Source organism: Kaistia algarum (genome assembly GCF_026343945.1).
GTDB classification, from domain to species: Bacteria; Pseudomonadota; Alphaproteobacteria; order Rhizobiales; family Kaistiaceae; genus Kaistia; species Kaistia algarum.
Genome location: NZ_JAPKNJ010000001.1, coordinates 2,133,297 through 2,146,893 on the forward strand (window position 1 = coordinate 2,133,297; position 13,597 = coordinate 2,146,893).

A 13,597-nucleotide genomic window follows, 5' to 3' on the forward strand; every position below is an offset into this window, starting at 1 on the left:
TCAGAAGGTCGCCGACACGCCGCCATCGACCAGCAGAACCTGGCCGGTCACATAGCGGCTGTCGTTGGAGCAGAAGAAGCGGGCGGCATCGGCGACATCTTCGGGCGTGCCCGGGCGCAGCAGCGGAATGCGTCCATATTTCAGATAGATGTCGCGAAACCAGTCGGTCTCGTGTTCGTGGCCCGAACCGTCCGGGAGCAGCGCCATGCGCGTATCGATGAAGCCCGGCGCGAGCGCGTTGGCGGTAATGCCGTCGCTACCGAGGTCGCAGGCGAGAGCGCGGGTCAGATTGACGATCCCGCCCTTGGCAGCCGAATAGGCGACGCTGTCGCGAGCGCCCCGGACGCCGAGGATAGACGCGATGTTGAGGATGCGGCCGGCCTTCGACTGGCGTAGCAGCGGCAGCAGAGCGAGCGTGACGGCGAGGGCGCCGTCCAGATTGACATCCTGGACCTTGCGGAAGCGCGCCATGTCGAGCGCGGCGAGCGGGGTCGCATCGAGGATCGCGGCATTGTTGACGAGGATGTCGCAGCGGCCGAAGCGCGCCGCCACGAAATTCGCCAATCCCGCCACCTGGCCGCCATCGGTGATGTCGACACCGAAAGCGATGCTGTCGCCGCCGATTTCCGCCGCTACGCTTGTCGCTTCCGGTTCGTCGATGTCGGCGACGACTACCGCCACCCCATCGCCGGCGAGGCGGCGAGCGATGGCGGCGCCGATGCCGCGGCCGGCTCCGGTGACGATCGCGACACGGGCTTGCACGTCCGTGCTCATGCCGGACGCTCCCAGCGCTCGAGAAGGAGCGAGTGCGGGCCGATGACATGCGCGGTCAGGATCGCGTCGATATCCTCCTCCTTGCCGGAGCGTAGCAGTTCGAGCAGCTCGCGATGCAGCTTCACTTCCTGCGGCGGATCCTCGGCGCGGATCCATTCCCGGCAGAAGACGATGAGAAGGTGCTGCGAGAGGCCCTCCCAGATCCGCTCGGCCATCTTGTTCTGGGCGATATGGGCGACGGTCCGGTGGAACTCGACGTCGAGCTGGCCGACGGCGATATGGTCGCCATTGCTGGCGATGCCGTTCATCTCCTCGACCAGCGCCTCCAGCGGCGCTAGCAGGGCCGGGTTGTCGGCAGCTCGCCGCATAGCGTGGCGGAAGGTCACCTTCTCGATTGCGAGGCGCACTTCATAGAGCTCGTTGATCCGCTCTTCGGTGAAGTCGGCGACGCGCATGCCGCGCAGTTCGCTGGCCTCAAGGATGCCCTGCAGCGCCAGCTTCTGCATGGCTTCGCGCGCCGGCACACGGCTGACATTCATGCCGGTGGCGATCTCGGCCTCGGTGATGCGGTCGCCGGGCAGCTTCTCGCCATAGACGATCGCCATGATGATGCGGTCGGCGACCTCGTCGGGAATGGTCCGCGCCCGCTCGATCGGGCGGAAGCCACGCTGCGCCGATGAACGGTCAAGCTTCGCTGCGCCCGCCATGGCTCACTCTCCGCAAAAGGGGGTCGGGGAAAATCGGTCGGTTATGTATACGATAGACGGTATCATGCCAAGCGCGCCGCTCCCGCTTCGAGGGAAATAGCGCGGCGGCCGAGCATGGGCCCGCCGCGGCGCGAGGGATCCGGGATCGCGGCAAGGAGTGCGCGGGTATATTCGGCCCTGGGCGCGTCGAACACCTCGCCCACCGGTCCTTCCTCGATGATCTCGCCACGATACATCACCACCACGCGGTCGCAGAGATAGCGGATCACGCGCAGATCATGAGAGATGAAGATCAGGCCGAGGCCGAGCGAGGCCTGCAGATCGGTGAGCAGCGTCAGCACCTGCGCCTGTACCGAGACATCGAGGCCCGAGACGATCTCGTCGCAGATGACGATGCGCGGCCGGATCATCAGCGCCCGTGCCAGACTGACACGCTGGCGCTGGCCGCCGGAAAGCTGTGACGGCAAACGATCGGCCATCGCGGCCGAAAGGCCGACGAGACCGAGCGCCTCGCGCACGCGCTCCGCCCTTTCGCCGCGGCTGCCGATCCCATGCACCAGCAGCGGCTCGGCCAGAGCCTCGCCGACGCGCATGGTCGGGCACAGCGACGTATAGGGGTCCTGGAAGACGTATTGCACGTCGCGGCGCAGCGCCTTCCACTCCGCTTTGGTTCGGACAGGCTTGCCGTCATGCAGGACCTCGCCGCTCGTTGCCGTCTCGATGCCGATCAGGATGCGCGAGACCGTGGTCTTGCCGGAGCCGGATTCGCCGACGAGACCGACGATCTCGCCCGCCTTGACGCCGACGCTGACGTCGCCCGCGGCGCGGATCTCGTGGCGCTGGCCGCCGCGATGGGTCGTGAAGGTCTTGACCAGGTTGCGCCCTTCGAGAATAGCGTTCATTGCACGCCTCCAATCCCGTCCAGCGCAAAGCGGTGGCAGGCGACGGCGTGGTTGTCGCCGCAAGGCGTCCAGCCAGGCTTCGCGGTCTCGCAGCGGCCGGGCACGACGACCGGGCAGCGGCTGCGGAACGGCGCGCCGATGCCGATATCGGCAAGGCTCGGCACCTGTCCGGGGATCGGCTTCAGTGGATGGGCGCGAGAACTTTGCAGCGTCGGTGCCGAGTTCAGCAAGCCGATCGTATAGGGATGGCTCGGCCGGTCCAGTACGGCGCGAACCGGTCCGCGCTCGACGGCATGGCCGGCATACATCACCAGCACGTCGTCGCCGATCTCCGGGGCGAGGCCGAGATCATGGGTGACGAAGACGATCGAAAGGCCGAGTTCGTCCTTCAGATCGCGCAGCAAGCCGATGATCTGGGCTTGGATCGACACGTCGAGATTGGTCGTCGCTTCGTCCGCGATGATCAGCCTGGGACTGCAGGCGAGCGCCAGCGCGATGGCGACGCGTTGGCGCAAGCCGCCGGAAAGCTCGATAGGATAGGCGCGCATGCGCCGTTCCGGATCGGGGAAGCCGACCTGGTGCAGCACCTCGACGGCGCGCCGCTCGGCTTCCGCCCGGGTGACGGAGCGATGCGCGCGGACGACATCGACGATCTGCCGTCCGACCGGCATCAGCGGGTTGAGCGCGGCGCTCGGGTCCTGGAAGATCATGGCGATCTCGGCGCCGCGCACCTTCATCCAATCGCTTTCGCTCGATTGGAGCAGGTCACGGCCGGACCAGAAGATGCCACCACCGGAGACGGCGCCAGGAGCGGGCACGATGCCGAGCAGCGCCTGGCAGGCCATCGATTTGCCGGAGCCGGATTCGCCGACGATGACGAGGCACTTTCCGGGCTCGACGGCGAAGGATAGTTCGTTGACGACCTTGAGTGGGCCGGTCTCGCCGGGGAAGGCGATGGTAATGTTGTCGAAGCGGAGAGCGGGTTCGACCGACATCAGCGCACCGCCTTGCGATTGAAGCGCCGCTGCAGGCCGTCGGCGATCAGGACGAGGCTGAGCGAGGTGATGACCAGCGCGACGCCGGGCAGCGAGGTCATCCACCAGGCGGTGGTGATGTAGTTCTTGCCGTCCAGCATGATCCCACCCCAGGACGGCGTCGGTGGCTGCACGCCCATGCCGAGGAAGGACAGGGTGGCCTCGAACACGATCATCGCGGCCATCTGCATGGCGGCGAGCACGACGAGGCTCGGTACAATGGTGGGCAGCACATGGCGAAGCGCGACACGGATCTTCGGGATGCCCAGCACCGCGGCGGCCTTCACATAATCCTTGCCACGCTCCTGCAGCGCGATACCTCGCACGACACGCGCCGCCCCGGCCCAGCCTGCCAGCACCATGAGGAGGATCAGGACGGGGATCGAGGGCTTGACCGCGCTGGTCACGGCGATGGCGAGCAGAACGTATGGAAAGGCGAGCTGGATATCGATCAGCCGGCTGACGATCACCTCGACCAAGCGCCCGCCAAAGGCGCCGAGCAGGCCCATGATCGTGCCGACCGACAGAGAGCCGATCATGCCGATACCGGCAACGGTGAGCGAGACCCGCCCGCCATAGAGCACCCGGGTGAAGACATCGCGGCCGACGCCGTCCGTGCCGAAGAGATGGACGAGCGAGGGCGGCTTGCGCACGGCCGAAAGGTCGATGGCGACCGGCGAATAGGGCGCGAGAACCGGGGCGAGCGCGGCGGAGAGAATGGCGAGCCCGAGCAGGACGGCGCCGATGACGAGCGGCGCGTTGATGTCGGCGTGCCGGGTCCTGCGGGGGGTCGCTAGCGGAGCGTCCATCGGGATCGCCGTCACCTTGATTATGCGAGGTTCGGCAGCAACGCGGGCGAGCCGGTGCGCGGATAGGTCTTCAGTTCGCGGAAACCCTCGGCAAAGCCGCAATCCGCCACGGCGCCGCGCAGGCCCGAGACGCGCTCCATCAAATCGGTGATCGACGCGTTCTCATAGATCGCGCGGATCCAGGTGTCCTGGCTCTCATGGCAGCGCAGCATCGCCCGCTTGGTCTCGATCACACTGGAGATGTCGACATAGCATTCGGGCTCGAAGCCGACGCCGGCGACATTGTCCATGTAGAAGACATGCGGAATCTTCGGGCAGTGCGGTAGCATGGTCTCGACGAGGCGGACCGAAGCGGGGATGCGGCAATCCTCGGCGACCTGGCCGGCGATGCGGTGGTCGGGATGATAGTCATTCGGCGAATGGATGAACATCACATCGGGCTGCGCCTTGCGGATCGCGTCGAGAAAGACGGTACGCGTGGCGCGGTCGTTGAAGAGCCACTCATCATCGAAATCCATCCAGATCAGCTCGGCGCCGAGGATGGCGCAGGAGGCTTCCTGCTCCTTCCGGCGGATGGCGCCGATCTCGGCGCGCGTATGGGTGGGCGAGCCGACATTGCCATTGGTGGCGACGGCCATGAACACCTTGTGCCCCGCCTGCGCATAGAGCGCGAGCGTGCCGGCGCACTGCATCTCGATGTCGTCGGGATGGGCTCCGATGGCGAGGACGTTCATGGCTGCTCCAGTCGAATGCGTGGGTCGATCCGTCCGTAGAGGAGGTCGATCAGGAGGTTGATGATGACGAAGGTGGTGGCAGTGACGATCGTGATGCCCTGGATCAGCGGATAGTCGCGGGCATTGAGGGCCACGAGCGCGAGCTCGCCGATGCCGGGGAAGTTGAACACCACTTCCGCGACGATGACGCCGCCGAGCAGATAGCCGATATCGACGCCGATCACGGTGATCAGCGGCAGGCAGGCATTTCGGAGCGCATAGACGAAGACGATCCGCCGTTCCTTGAGGCCGAAGGCGCGCGCCGTGCGGATGAAGTCCTGCTTCAGCGTCGCCTCCATGGAGGCGCGAAGCACGCGTAATTGCGTCGGCAGGATCGACAGCGAAACGGCAATCGCCGGCAGGATCAGGCTGGAGGGCCCGGCGAAGCCGCCCGATGGGAGCCATCGCAGCGTGATCGAGAAGAAGAGTACCAGGATCACGCCGAACCAGAATACCGGCGCCGCCTGACCGAAGGCGGCGAGTGCCGAGGAGAGCCAGCCCCAGATCGAGCGTGGGCGGAGCGCGGCGAGCGAGCCGAGGATGACGGAGACGGTCAGCGAGATGGCGAGCGCGGCGGCGGCGAGCAGCAGCGTCTTCGGCAGCGCCTCAGCGATGAGGCTGGTCACCGGCGCCTGGAAGCGGAAGGAATTGCCAAGATCGCCGCGGGCCGCCCCGGCGAAAAAGCTCGCCAGTTGCACGGGAATCGGCCGGTCGGTGCCGAAGTCGCGGCGATATTGCTCGATGACGTCGGGGCGGGCGAAGACGGGCGCGCGGATGCGGGCCGGATCGCCGGCGGAGAGGCGCAGGATCAGGAAGACGCTGACCGCGATGAAGAAAACAATGAAGGCGGCCTGAAGGATGCGGCTGACGACGAAGCGGGACATGGTTCACCGAGGTCCGAGCGGGCGGATGGAAAGCGCGCCGCTGCCGGGCCGCACCTGCCAGACCATCGAATAATAATGGGAGGCGGGCATCGTCCGGGCGAGGTTCGCCCAATGGGCCCAGGCCTGGGTCTCGCTGGCGCCTGCCGCGCACCAGAGCGCCACGAGCCCGAAGATGGCCCGGTCCGCACCGGCAACGCTGCCGATCCAGCCGGTATAATCATGCGCAGGAGAGCATATGGCGGCTAGGCTGGCTGCCAGCGCCGGGCCCGAGGCATCGCCGAAACCCTCGCAATAGATCAGCGCCTCGCCCCGGGGGCTCAGATGGTCCGGCACGCCGGCCAGGATGCGCAGGGGCATTTCCCCGCCGGTGGCGCCGCCGGCCCCGCAGAGTGGCAACTCGCCGCCGGGTCCTTGCGGCAGGAAGGGCGGATTGGCGGTGATGAGGTCGAAGCGTTCGCCAGCGACCGGCGAGAAGAGGTCGCCAAGGCGCAGTTCGATGTCGGGGCGCAGATTGAGCGCGAGGTTCAGCCGCGCAACCGGGATGACCGACGGATCGAGATCGACGGCGACCGTCGCCTCGGCATCGGGCAGAAGCGCCATCAGCCCGGTACCGGTGCACAGATCGAGATGGCGGCCATAGGGGCCGCGCTTCGCCAGCATGCGGCCATAGAAGAGCGATTCCGGCCCGCAATAGGGCGCGAGATCGCGCGAGAATCGAGGATGGCCGGGCGGCGGCGCAGCGAAAACATGCTGATTCAGGAAGCTCGCCAGCAGCAGGGGGCTGGCAAGGCCGCCCTCCGCCGGCTGGAGAACCGCAGCGCTTTCGAGGGCCGCGACGGCCGCCGCGCCGAAGAGTTCGGCGAGGCGTTCGCGGGGCACGGACGATCCACCGAGAAACAGGCGGATGATTGCGGCGTCCAGATCCGGGGCGCCGGCGGCCATATGCTCGGCTGCCAGCGGATCCCAGAACGGGCCGCCGCCGGGGCCGGGCCTTTGCAACAGCGCGAGGTTCGCCGCATCGGCGAGGCGGCGCAGGGTGAGCGCAGCCTCGCTTTCCATTCCGACGACGGCATCCATGGGGGCGACCCGTTGTTTCGAGGACAGGGCTTGGTCAGCTCACCGAGGCTTTGGCGGCCAGGGCCTCGCCGACCAGCGGCGCGCGGGTATAGTCCTTGACGCGCCCGGCCACGATGAAATGCCACTTCTCATCGCTGAGATACAACGTCACCTGATTGTCCCATAAATATTGCGCCGCCGCGGTCAACGCCGCTTGGCGCTCGTCGCCGCTGGCTGCGCGCTGCGCCGCGATCAGCTCGACGATCTTGTCGTCTTTCAGATGCCAGATCGCCTCGCCGGCACCGCCCGTATAGAGGCCGAGGATGAAGTCGGCGTCGTTGTTGAACGAGGCGAGCGTATTCAGCGTCAGATCATAGGTATTGTAGGACGAGCGGAACGCACCGACCTCCAGACGCTCGACCTTGGGACGGAAGCCGACGGCTTCGAGCGAGGCGGCGATCGCCTGGTCGATCTCGATCTGGTTCGGCACCAGCGTCGTCGTCGCCATGGTGATGTCGACGCCGTCCGGATTGACCTCGGCGACGAGAGCCTTGGCCTTCTCCGGATCGTAGCCGAATTTCGGCTCAAGCGGCTGATAGAAGGGCGTCGAGGTCGGCAGAGCAGAGAACCCGACCGGATTGACGCCGCCGCCGATGCTCTTGGCGATCGCCTCACGGTCAACGGCATAGGCCAGCGCCTGCCGCAGCTTCACGTCCTTGAACGGGCCGTTGTGCTGGACAAGCCCGACGATCTGCGAGGGCGGCGATTCGTCGACCACCGTGAAGCCGGCATTGTCCTTGACGCGGCCGATATCCTCCGCCGAAACGCGGGTGAGGATGTCGACCTGACCGTCGAGCAGCGCGTTGATGCGAGCCTGGCCGTCCTCGATATAGCGGAAGACGATCGTCTTGATCTTTGGCGCACCGCCCCAATAGTCGGGATTGGCCTCCAGCGTGACGTCATTGCCGGTATAGGAAACGAACTTATACGGACCCGAGCCGAGCGCGCCCTTCTTGAAATTGTCGGGAGCGTCGATGTTGGCCTTCGGTAGGACCTTGACGAAGGCCATCGCGTTCTCGATGACGCCGAACGGCTTCGGCGACACGATTTCGATCTCGGTCGGGCTCTTGATGTCGACCTTCAGGCCCTCGACGACGAGCATGGCCTGCGCCAGCTTGCCGAGGCCGAGGCGATCGAAGCTCGCCTTGACATCTTCGGCGGTGACCGGCGTCCCGTCATGGAACTTGGCGTCGGTGCGCAAGGTCGCGGAGACGGTGGTCGGCGACAGGCGCTTCCAGGCGGTGGCCAGCGAAGGCTGCAACACGCCCTTGTCGTCGAAGGCGATCAGCGTGTCATGGACGAGCGACGCGACCTGCTCGTCGACGAGACCGAAGCCGGCCGCCGGGTCCCAATAATTCGAGGTTGGCGGCTCGGCGTTGCCATAGGTCAGCGTGCCGGTCGGCGTGGCGCCTTCCGCGGCCATGGCCCGGGCGAATTGCACGCCGGTCCCCGAGCCGATGCCGCCGAGGATCGGCAGCGCGACACCCGAGGCGAGGGCCGCCTGCAGGAATCGGCGCCGGTCGAGGCCGGCGGCGCGTGGCAACGCCTTGTCGTCTTTCCAATCGGACATGATGCTTCCCTTCTGGTCGGTGCTGGATCGAACCCGCAAGCTTCCCGTCGCTCCCAGCGTCGGTGCTGTTTATGGTGTTCAGTATACCGTATCGGAGAAGGGCGTCAACCGGATGGAACGGGCGTCTCCTCCCACCATCGGCATCGGATTCGCCCAAACGAAAAGAGCCGCGGCGGGGCCGCGGCTCGGTTGGCGTCGGTCATTTGCCGGCTAATATAAGGCTACTTCTTGGCAGTCGCGGTAGCGATCGCGGTTTCCTTTTCCCTCATATATTGGCCGGCCGCGATCGGCTTGTGCTTCGGTATCTCGCCGGGTGACGTGCAGGTCGGGATGCATTCGATCGTCGCGTCATAGTTCGGGTGCAGAAAGAAGGCGATCGACTGGCGCGGACTGGTCGAGGCGACCGCGCTCGGCGGATTGACGACACGGTGCAAATTGGAGAGCCAGCGATCATTGGTCCAGCGCTGCATCATGTCGCCGATATTGACGACGAAGGCGCCGGGCACATGCGGGACATCGACCCAATCGCCGGCGAGCGTACGCACCTGCAGCCCGCCGGGAGCGGCGGTCGGCGCCAGGATGGTGAGGCTGCCATAGTCGGTATGGGCGCCGGCGCGGAGCTGGCCGGGCAGGGGCGCCGTCTTCTGCGCCGCATAGTAGATCGACGACAGGATCGAGAAGGAATGGTCGATCTTGTCGTCGAACCAATCCTCGGGGAGCTTCAGAGCCAGCGCGAACAGCCGCATCAGATCGGCGCCGAGAGCGCTCACGGCCTCGTAATAGGCCGTACCGGTCTCGCGGAACCCGGCCGGCGCGTCGGGCCAGACATTGTCCGGATGGAACGGGCGGGCCGCCTCGCTGCTATAGACCGGCGCCGAAAGGTCGGAGCGGCCGATCATGAAATATTCGCGCAGGTCCGGCGGCGCCTCCTGACCCTCCTTGGCAGCGAGCCCGGAACTTGCGGAGCCGTGATAGCCCTGCTGCACGGCTGACCCTGCATGGCGCACCGCCTCTTTGATCGCGGCGGGCCCTTCAAAGAAGCGTTTCGAGAGATCGAACCAGCGCTGCAGCAGGCCGAGATCAAAGCCATGGCCGGTGATGACGAGGAAGCCGATCTCGCGATTGGTGCGGTCGACCAGTTCGGCCACCGCGGCCTTTTCCGCAGGCGTGCCGGTCAGGAAGGGCGCGATATCGACAACAGGAACGCGTTCCAGAATGAAGTCGGTCGGCATGATGGGCTCCTGATCAACAATATTGTGCACAATATTGCGCATAGGAGAGGACTGTCGTAAAGTCCCTTTCAGGGCGAAACAGAAGAGGAGCTCGACGAAGGCATGGCCGACGAACCCAACAAGCCCGGCGATGGCGCGGAGAGGGTCGAGCGCTATCGCGGCATGGATCGGGCGATGCTCGATGTCGCCTATAGCAATCGTGCGGTGGTGACCGACTGGCAGGCCTATTTGGACCGCTGGACGCGCGAGGGCGAGGCGCTTTACGCCGCCTCCGGCGTGGAGCGGGACGTTCGCTATGGCGCCATGCCGCGCCAGCGCATGGACCTGTTCCTACCCGAGACGCTGGATGCGCCGGTCTGTTTCTTTCTGCATGGCGGCTATTGGCAGTGGAACGACAAGGAGGGGCAGGCCCATGTGGCGCGCGGCCTGCTTGGCCGCGGCATAGGCGCTGCGATCGGCGAATACACGTTGGCGCCGCAAGCGACGATGGCGGAGATCTGCGCCGAGGCCACCGATCAGGTTGCCTTCCTCGCCGAGGAACTGGCGCTTCGCGGACGCACCGGCGGACTCTATCTCGCCGGCATTTCGACCGGCGCCCATCTTGCCGCGCTATCGCTCGGCCGGCCGGATGTTCGCGGCGCGCTGCTGATCAGCGGCATCTATGACCTCGACCCGATCCGAGTCGCTTCGCTCAACGACGCGATCGGCATGGACCGGGAGACCGCCCGGCGATTTTCGCCGCTGCACGACGTTCCTGCCGAGACGGCGCCGGTGATCCTCGCCCATGGCGCGCTGGAGATTCCGGAAATCCGCCGCCAGTCGGCCGATTATCACGCGACGCTCATCGCGCTCGGGCGGGACGCAACCTTGCTTTCCGTGCCTGATACCAATCACTTCTCGGTTCTGGACCAGTTGGCCGCGCCGGACGGGTTCCTCGCAGAAGCGCTCTCCGCGCTGGTCGTGCGGACAAGCTAGGGAGGGGCCGTTGACGGAAGAGCCCGAAAGGAAGCCGAAGGCGCGGCGCTCCAAGAGCGTCGCCAGCGGCGAGCCGCCCGAACTTGTCGGGCTGGAGCTGCGGCCGGCCGGCCTTACGGCTGTCGAGCAGGCCGCTTTCCGCAAGCTGATGGATGCGATTGCCGAGCGGCGGCTGCTGCCGGGCGTCAAGCTGGTCGAGGAGGACCTTGCCGGCATTTTCGGCGTCAGCCGCGAGCGGATCCGGCGCATCCTCCTGGTCTTGTCGCAGCACGATATCGTCCGCCTGGAGCCCAATCGCGGCGCCTTCGTCGCGCGCCCGACCTTTGCCGAATGTCGCGACGCCTTCGAGGGGCGGCGGCTGATCGAGCGTCATGTTGTGCGGACGCTTGCCGCGCTTGGCCCGGCGCGACGGCGCATGATCGTCTCCCATCTGCGCCGTCACACCGCCGAGGAGGATGCCGCGATCGCGCTGGGGGATCGGCTGGCGGAAGTCCGGCTGTCGGGCGAATTCCATCTGAAGCTGGCGGCCTTTGCCGGCAACGCGCGGCTGCTGCGCATGCTGCAGGACATCATCCCGCAAATGTCGCTGGCGCTCGCCGCCCATACGCATGCGCAGGATCTCGACTGTTCGATCGGCGAACATGGCGCGCTGCTGGATGCGATCGCGGCGGGCGATGGCGAGGCCGCCGACCGGCTGCTGACCCATCATCTGGAACACATGGAAGCCGCGCTGCTGCATGGCATTCATGATGAGGAGGACAGCCTCGCCGCCGCGCTCGGCGGATAGCCTTCCGTCCATGCCGGGCTGCAAATGGCGTCACCCTCCGCTTCCGGTGCTCACCTACAGATGTACGCTCCGCCGCGGTTCTCGGTAGCCACCATCTTCGCCGCGGCCCGAACCGGATGCCGGTGGTAAATCCTAACCCGTGCGGCTGACGACGCGAGCAAGGTCGATGTCGCGAGGGGCGGCCGGGCGGAGGTCGAGGCCTTTTTCCAGCGTGAACAAGCAGCGCTCCATGGTTCGCGCCGCGACGATGCTCTCGCCGCGATCGATCTCGGCGAGCAGCGTGCCGTAATGGGCGGAGGCCCGCGCGAAGGTGTCGGTCGTGCCATAGAGGCCGAGGATCAGGGCCGAGCGCAGGATCAGCCGCTCGAGCGCCTGGGCCAGCGATTCATTGTGGGCGAGTGCTGCGAGCGAACGGTGAAAGGCGCTGATCGAGGCAATGGCCTGTTGGCGGTTGCCATGGACCCAGGTCCGTTCGCGGTCGTCGAGCTGCGCCTTCAGCGCGTTCAGCTGCGGGGTCAGGATCGTGCGGGTGACGATCTCGGTGGTGACCCGCTCGATCACGCGGCGCGCCTCGAAGACGTCGCGGGCCTCTTTGTTGCCTGGTGTCGAGACGAAGGCGCCGCGGTTGCGCTTCAGCTCCACCAGATCCTCGAAGGCGAGGCGCTGCAGGACGGTGCGGATGCGCGCTCGATTCACGCTCCACTGCTCCGCGAGCATCTCCTCGGGCAGCTTGGTGCCCGGTGGCAATTTGCCATCGGAGATGGCCGAGCGGATGCGCGCGGCGAGGGCATCCTCGATTGAACCGTCTTCCATTTCATCCCCGTTCCGGCCACCGCCGATGCCGTTCATAGCAGCCCGGTCGTGCTCACAATAGCGGCAATGATTGTCAACAATCCAGACAGAGACGTTGACAAAAAGAGGTCCACTGAGTCGGAATCTCTCTAAGTATATGATTTCATTCATATGGCACGGTGCGTGCTTCGAATTGATCCAAATCAAATCGATTCTGGAGAGGTTCGCCCATGAAAATGACATCCATCCCCGTCATCGATATCGCTCCCTTCCTGGAGGGAACGCCCGAGGGACGCGAGAAAGTTGCCGCCGACATCCGCAAGGCCGGCGAGGAAATCGGCTTCTTCGTCATCCGTGGGCATGGCGTCGACCAGGCGATGATCGATGCCACCTATGATGCGGGGTCGAGCTTCTTCCGCCTGCCGGTCGAGGACAAGCTCACCATCCGCCAGCCGCCCGGCAACATCCCGCGCGGCTATACGCCGTTCAAGGGCGAGACGCTGGCGGCGAGCCTCGGCAAGGCAGCGCCGGGTGATTTGAAGGAGATGATCGATATCGGCCCGGTCGACGTGCCGGGCGGCGAATATTACAGCGGCCCGGAGGCCGGCTACTATTTCTACCAGAACCTCTGGCCGGAGAAGCCGGCCGGCTTCCAGACTGTCATGGAGGCCTATTACCGGCGGATGAACCGCCTCGCCAATGATCTGATGGCGATCTTCGCCCATGCGCTCGACCTGCCGGAGAACTTCTTCTTCGACAAGCTCGACAAGAATATCTCGGCGCTGCGGCTCATCTGCTACCCGGAACAATCCGAAGCCCCCGAGCCGGGCCAGCTCCGCAGCGGCGCCCATACGGATTACGGCACGCTGACCATCCTGATGGCCGACAAGGCCGCCGGCGGGCTGCAGGCGTTGCATCGCGACGGCTATTGGGTCGACGTGATGGTCGAGCCCGGTACCTATGTCGTCAATATCGGCGACATCATGCAGATCTGGACCAATGACCGCTGGGTCTCGACGTTGCACCGCGTGGTCAATCCGCCGCGCGAGGTCGCCGATACGGCGCGGCGCCATTCGGTCGTGTTCTTCCACCAGCCCAATTATGATTCGCTGATCGAGGCGCTGCCGTCCTGCTTCGACGCCCAGCATCCCCGCAAATACGAGGCGATCACCTACAAGGAACACTGGAACTACAAGTGGAACGCCACCAAGGCGAAGATGTGAGCGCGGTCCGGGCAGGAGA

14 protein-coding genes are annotated in these 13,597 nt (G+C 65.8%); 3 read left to right on the top strand and 11 right to left on the bottom strand.

Going from position 1 to position 13,597, the window contains the following annotated elements; all coding sequences use genetic code 11:
- The 10 genes from OSH05_RS10350 to OSH05_RS10395 form a co-directional block, all read right to left on the bottom strand.
- Nucleotides 1-774 (bottom strand): SDR family NAD(P)-dependent oxidoreductase, encoded by a 774-nt coding sequence (locus OSH05_RS10350; protein WP_104221310.1) that lies wholly within the window; start codon nt 772-774, stop codon nt 1-3.
- Entirely contained in the window at nt 771-1,481 is a 711-nt protein-coding gene (locus tag OSH05_RS10355; RefSeq protein ID WP_104221311.1) for a GntR family transcriptional regulator, read from the bottom strand. The genes OSH05_RS10350 and OSH05_RS10355 overlap by 4 nt, the downstream gene beginning before the upstream one ends.
- A 62-nt stretch (nt 1,482-1,543) precedes the next feature.
- Nucleotides 1,544-2,383 (bottom strand): ATP-binding cassette domain-containing protein, encoded by an 840-nt coding sequence (locus OSH05_RS10360; protein WP_104221312.1) that lies wholly within the window; start codon nt 2,381-2,383, stop codon nt 1,544-1,546.
- Entirely contained in the window at nt 2,380-3,378 is a 999-nt protein-coding gene (locus OSH05_RS10365) for an ABC transporter ATP-binding protein (RefSeq protein WP_104221313.1), read from the bottom strand. The genes OSH05_RS10360 and OSH05_RS10365 overlap by 4 nt, the downstream gene beginning before the upstream one ends.
- Entirely contained in the window at nt 3,378-4,226 is an 849-nt protein-coding gene (locus tag OSH05_RS10370; protein ID WP_104221314.1) for an ABC transporter permease, read from the bottom strand. The genes OSH05_RS10365 and OSH05_RS10370 overlap by 1 nt, the downstream gene beginning before the upstream one ends.
- 20 nt (nt 4,227-4,246) lie before the next feature.
- The gene (locus OSH05_RS10375; RefSeq protein WP_104221315.1) at nt 4,247-4,960 is read right to left on the bottom strand and encodes a PIG-L deacetylase family protein; all 714 of its coding nucleotides are present in this window, start codon (nt 4,958-4,960) and stop codon (nt 4,247-4,249) included.
- Nucleotides 4,957-5,883 (bottom strand): ABC transporter permease, encoded by a 927-nt coding sequence (locus tag OSH05_RS10380; RefSeq protein ID WP_104221316.1) that lies wholly within the window; start codon nt 5,881-5,883, stop codon nt 4,957-4,959. Before OSH05_RS10380 ends, OSH05_RS10375 begins: the two co-directional genes overlap by 4 nt.
- 3 nt (nt 5,884-5,886) lie before the next feature.
- Nucleotides 5,887-6,960 (bottom strand): methyltransferase, encoded by a 1,074-nt coding sequence (locus OSH05_RS10385; protein ID WP_104221317.1) that lies wholly within the window; start codon nt 6,958-6,960, stop codon nt 5,887-5,889.
- Between the two features lie 34 nt (nt 6,961-6,994).
- Nucleotides 6,995-8,569 carry an ABC transporter substrate-binding protein gene (locus tag OSH05_RS10390; protein WP_266352165.1) on the bottom strand — a complete coding sequence of 525 codons (1,575 nt, stop codon included), beginning with the start codon at nt 8,567-8,569 and terminating at the stop codon, nt 6,995-6,997.
- A gap of 221 nt (nt 8,570-8,790) precedes the next feature.
- Nucleotides 8,791-9,801 (bottom strand): isopenicillin N synthase family dioxygenase, encoded by a 1,011-nt coding sequence (locus OSH05_RS10395; RefSeq protein ID WP_104220812.1) that lies wholly within the window; start codon nt 9,799-9,801, stop codon nt 8,791-8,793.
- A 102-nt stretch (nt 9,802-9,903) separates the two neighbouring features.
- Here OSH05_RS10395 and OSH05_RS10400 point away from each other — a divergent pair, with 102 nt between their 5' ends.
- Complete coding sequence (locus OSH05_RS10400) at nt 9,904-10,776, top strand: alpha/beta hydrolase (RefSeq protein ID WP_165801695.1); 873 nt, start codon at nt 9,904-9,906, stop codon at nt 10,774-10,776.
- Between the two features lie 10 nt (nt 10,777-10,786).
- Nucleotides 10,787-11,563, top strand: coding sequence for a GntR family transcriptional regulator (locus tag OSH05_RS10405; protein WP_165801694.1), 777 nt, complete (start codon nt 10,787-10,789; stop codon nt 11,561-11,563).
- Nucleotides 11,564-11,695: 132 nt separating this feature from the next.
- On the opposite strand, the gene OSH05_RS10410 is transcribed toward OSH05_RS10405, so the two are convergent.
- Nucleotides 11,696-12,376, bottom strand: coding sequence for a GntR family transcriptional regulator (locus tag OSH05_RS10410; RefSeq protein WP_165801693.1), 681 nt, complete (start codon nt 12,374-12,376; stop codon nt 11,696-11,698).
- A 209-nt stretch (nt 12,377-12,585) separates the two neighbouring features.
- On the opposite strand from OSH05_RS10410, the gene OSH05_RS10415 reads away from it, so the two are divergent.
- On the top strand, nt 12,586-13,578 hold the full coding sequence (locus OSH05_RS10415) for an isopenicillin N synthase family dioxygenase (protein WP_104220809.1): 993 nt from the start codon (nt 12,586-12,588) through the stop codon (nt 13,576-13,578).
- The last annotated feature ends 19 nt before the right edge of the window (nt 13,579-13,597 follow it).

Coding starts and splice junctions, on each gene's coding strand:
- OSH05_RS10350 (WP_104221310.1), bottom strand. CDS start 774: ATGAGCACGGACGTGCAAGCCCGTGTCGCGATCGTCACCGGAGCCGGC.
- OSH05_RS10355 (WP_104221311.1), bottom strand. CDS start 1,481: ATGGCGGGCGCAGCGAAGCTTGACCGTTCATCGGCGCAGCGTGGCTTC.
- OSH05_RS10360 (WP_104221312.1), bottom strand. CDS start 2,383: ATGAACGCTATTCTCGAAGGGCGCAACCTGGTCAAGACCTTCACGACC.
- OSH05_RS10365 (WP_104221313.1), bottom strand. CDS start 3,378: ATGTCGGTCGAACCCGCTCTCCGCTTCGACAACATTACCATCGCCTTC.
- OSH05_RS10370 (WP_104221314.1), bottom strand. CDS start 4,226: ATGGACGCTCCGCTAGCGACCCCCCGCAGGACCCGGCACGCCGACATC.
- OSH05_RS10375 (WP_104221315.1), bottom strand. CDS start 4,960: ATGAACGTCCTCGCCATCGGAGCCCATCCCGACGACATCGAGATGCAG.
- OSH05_RS10380 (WP_104221316.1), bottom strand. CDS start 5,883: ATGTCCCGCTTCGTCGTCAGCCGCATCCTTCAGGCCGCCTTCATTGTT.
- OSH05_RS10385 (WP_104221317.1), bottom strand. CDS start 6,960: ATGGATGCCGTCGTCGGAATGGAAAGCGAGGCTGCGCTCACCCTGCGC.
- OSH05_RS10390 (WP_266352165.1), bottom strand. CDS start 8,569: ATGTCCGATTGGAAAGACGACAAGGCGTTGCCACGCGCCGCCGGCCTC.
- OSH05_RS10395 (WP_104220812.1), bottom strand. CDS start 9,801: ATGCCGACCGACTTCATTCTGGAACGCGTTCCTGTTGTCGATATCGCG.
- OSH05_RS10400 (WP_165801695.1), top strand. CDS start 9,904: ATGGCCGACGAACCCAACAAGCCCGGCGATGGCGCGGAGAGGGTCGAG.
- OSH05_RS10410 (WP_165801693.1), bottom strand. CDS start 12,376: ATGGAAGACGGTTCAATCGAGGATGCCCTCGCCGCGCGCATCCGCTCG.
- OSH05_RS10415 (WP_104220809.1), top strand. CDS start 12,586: ATGAAAATGACATCCATCCCCGTCATCGATATCGCTCCCTTCCTGGAG.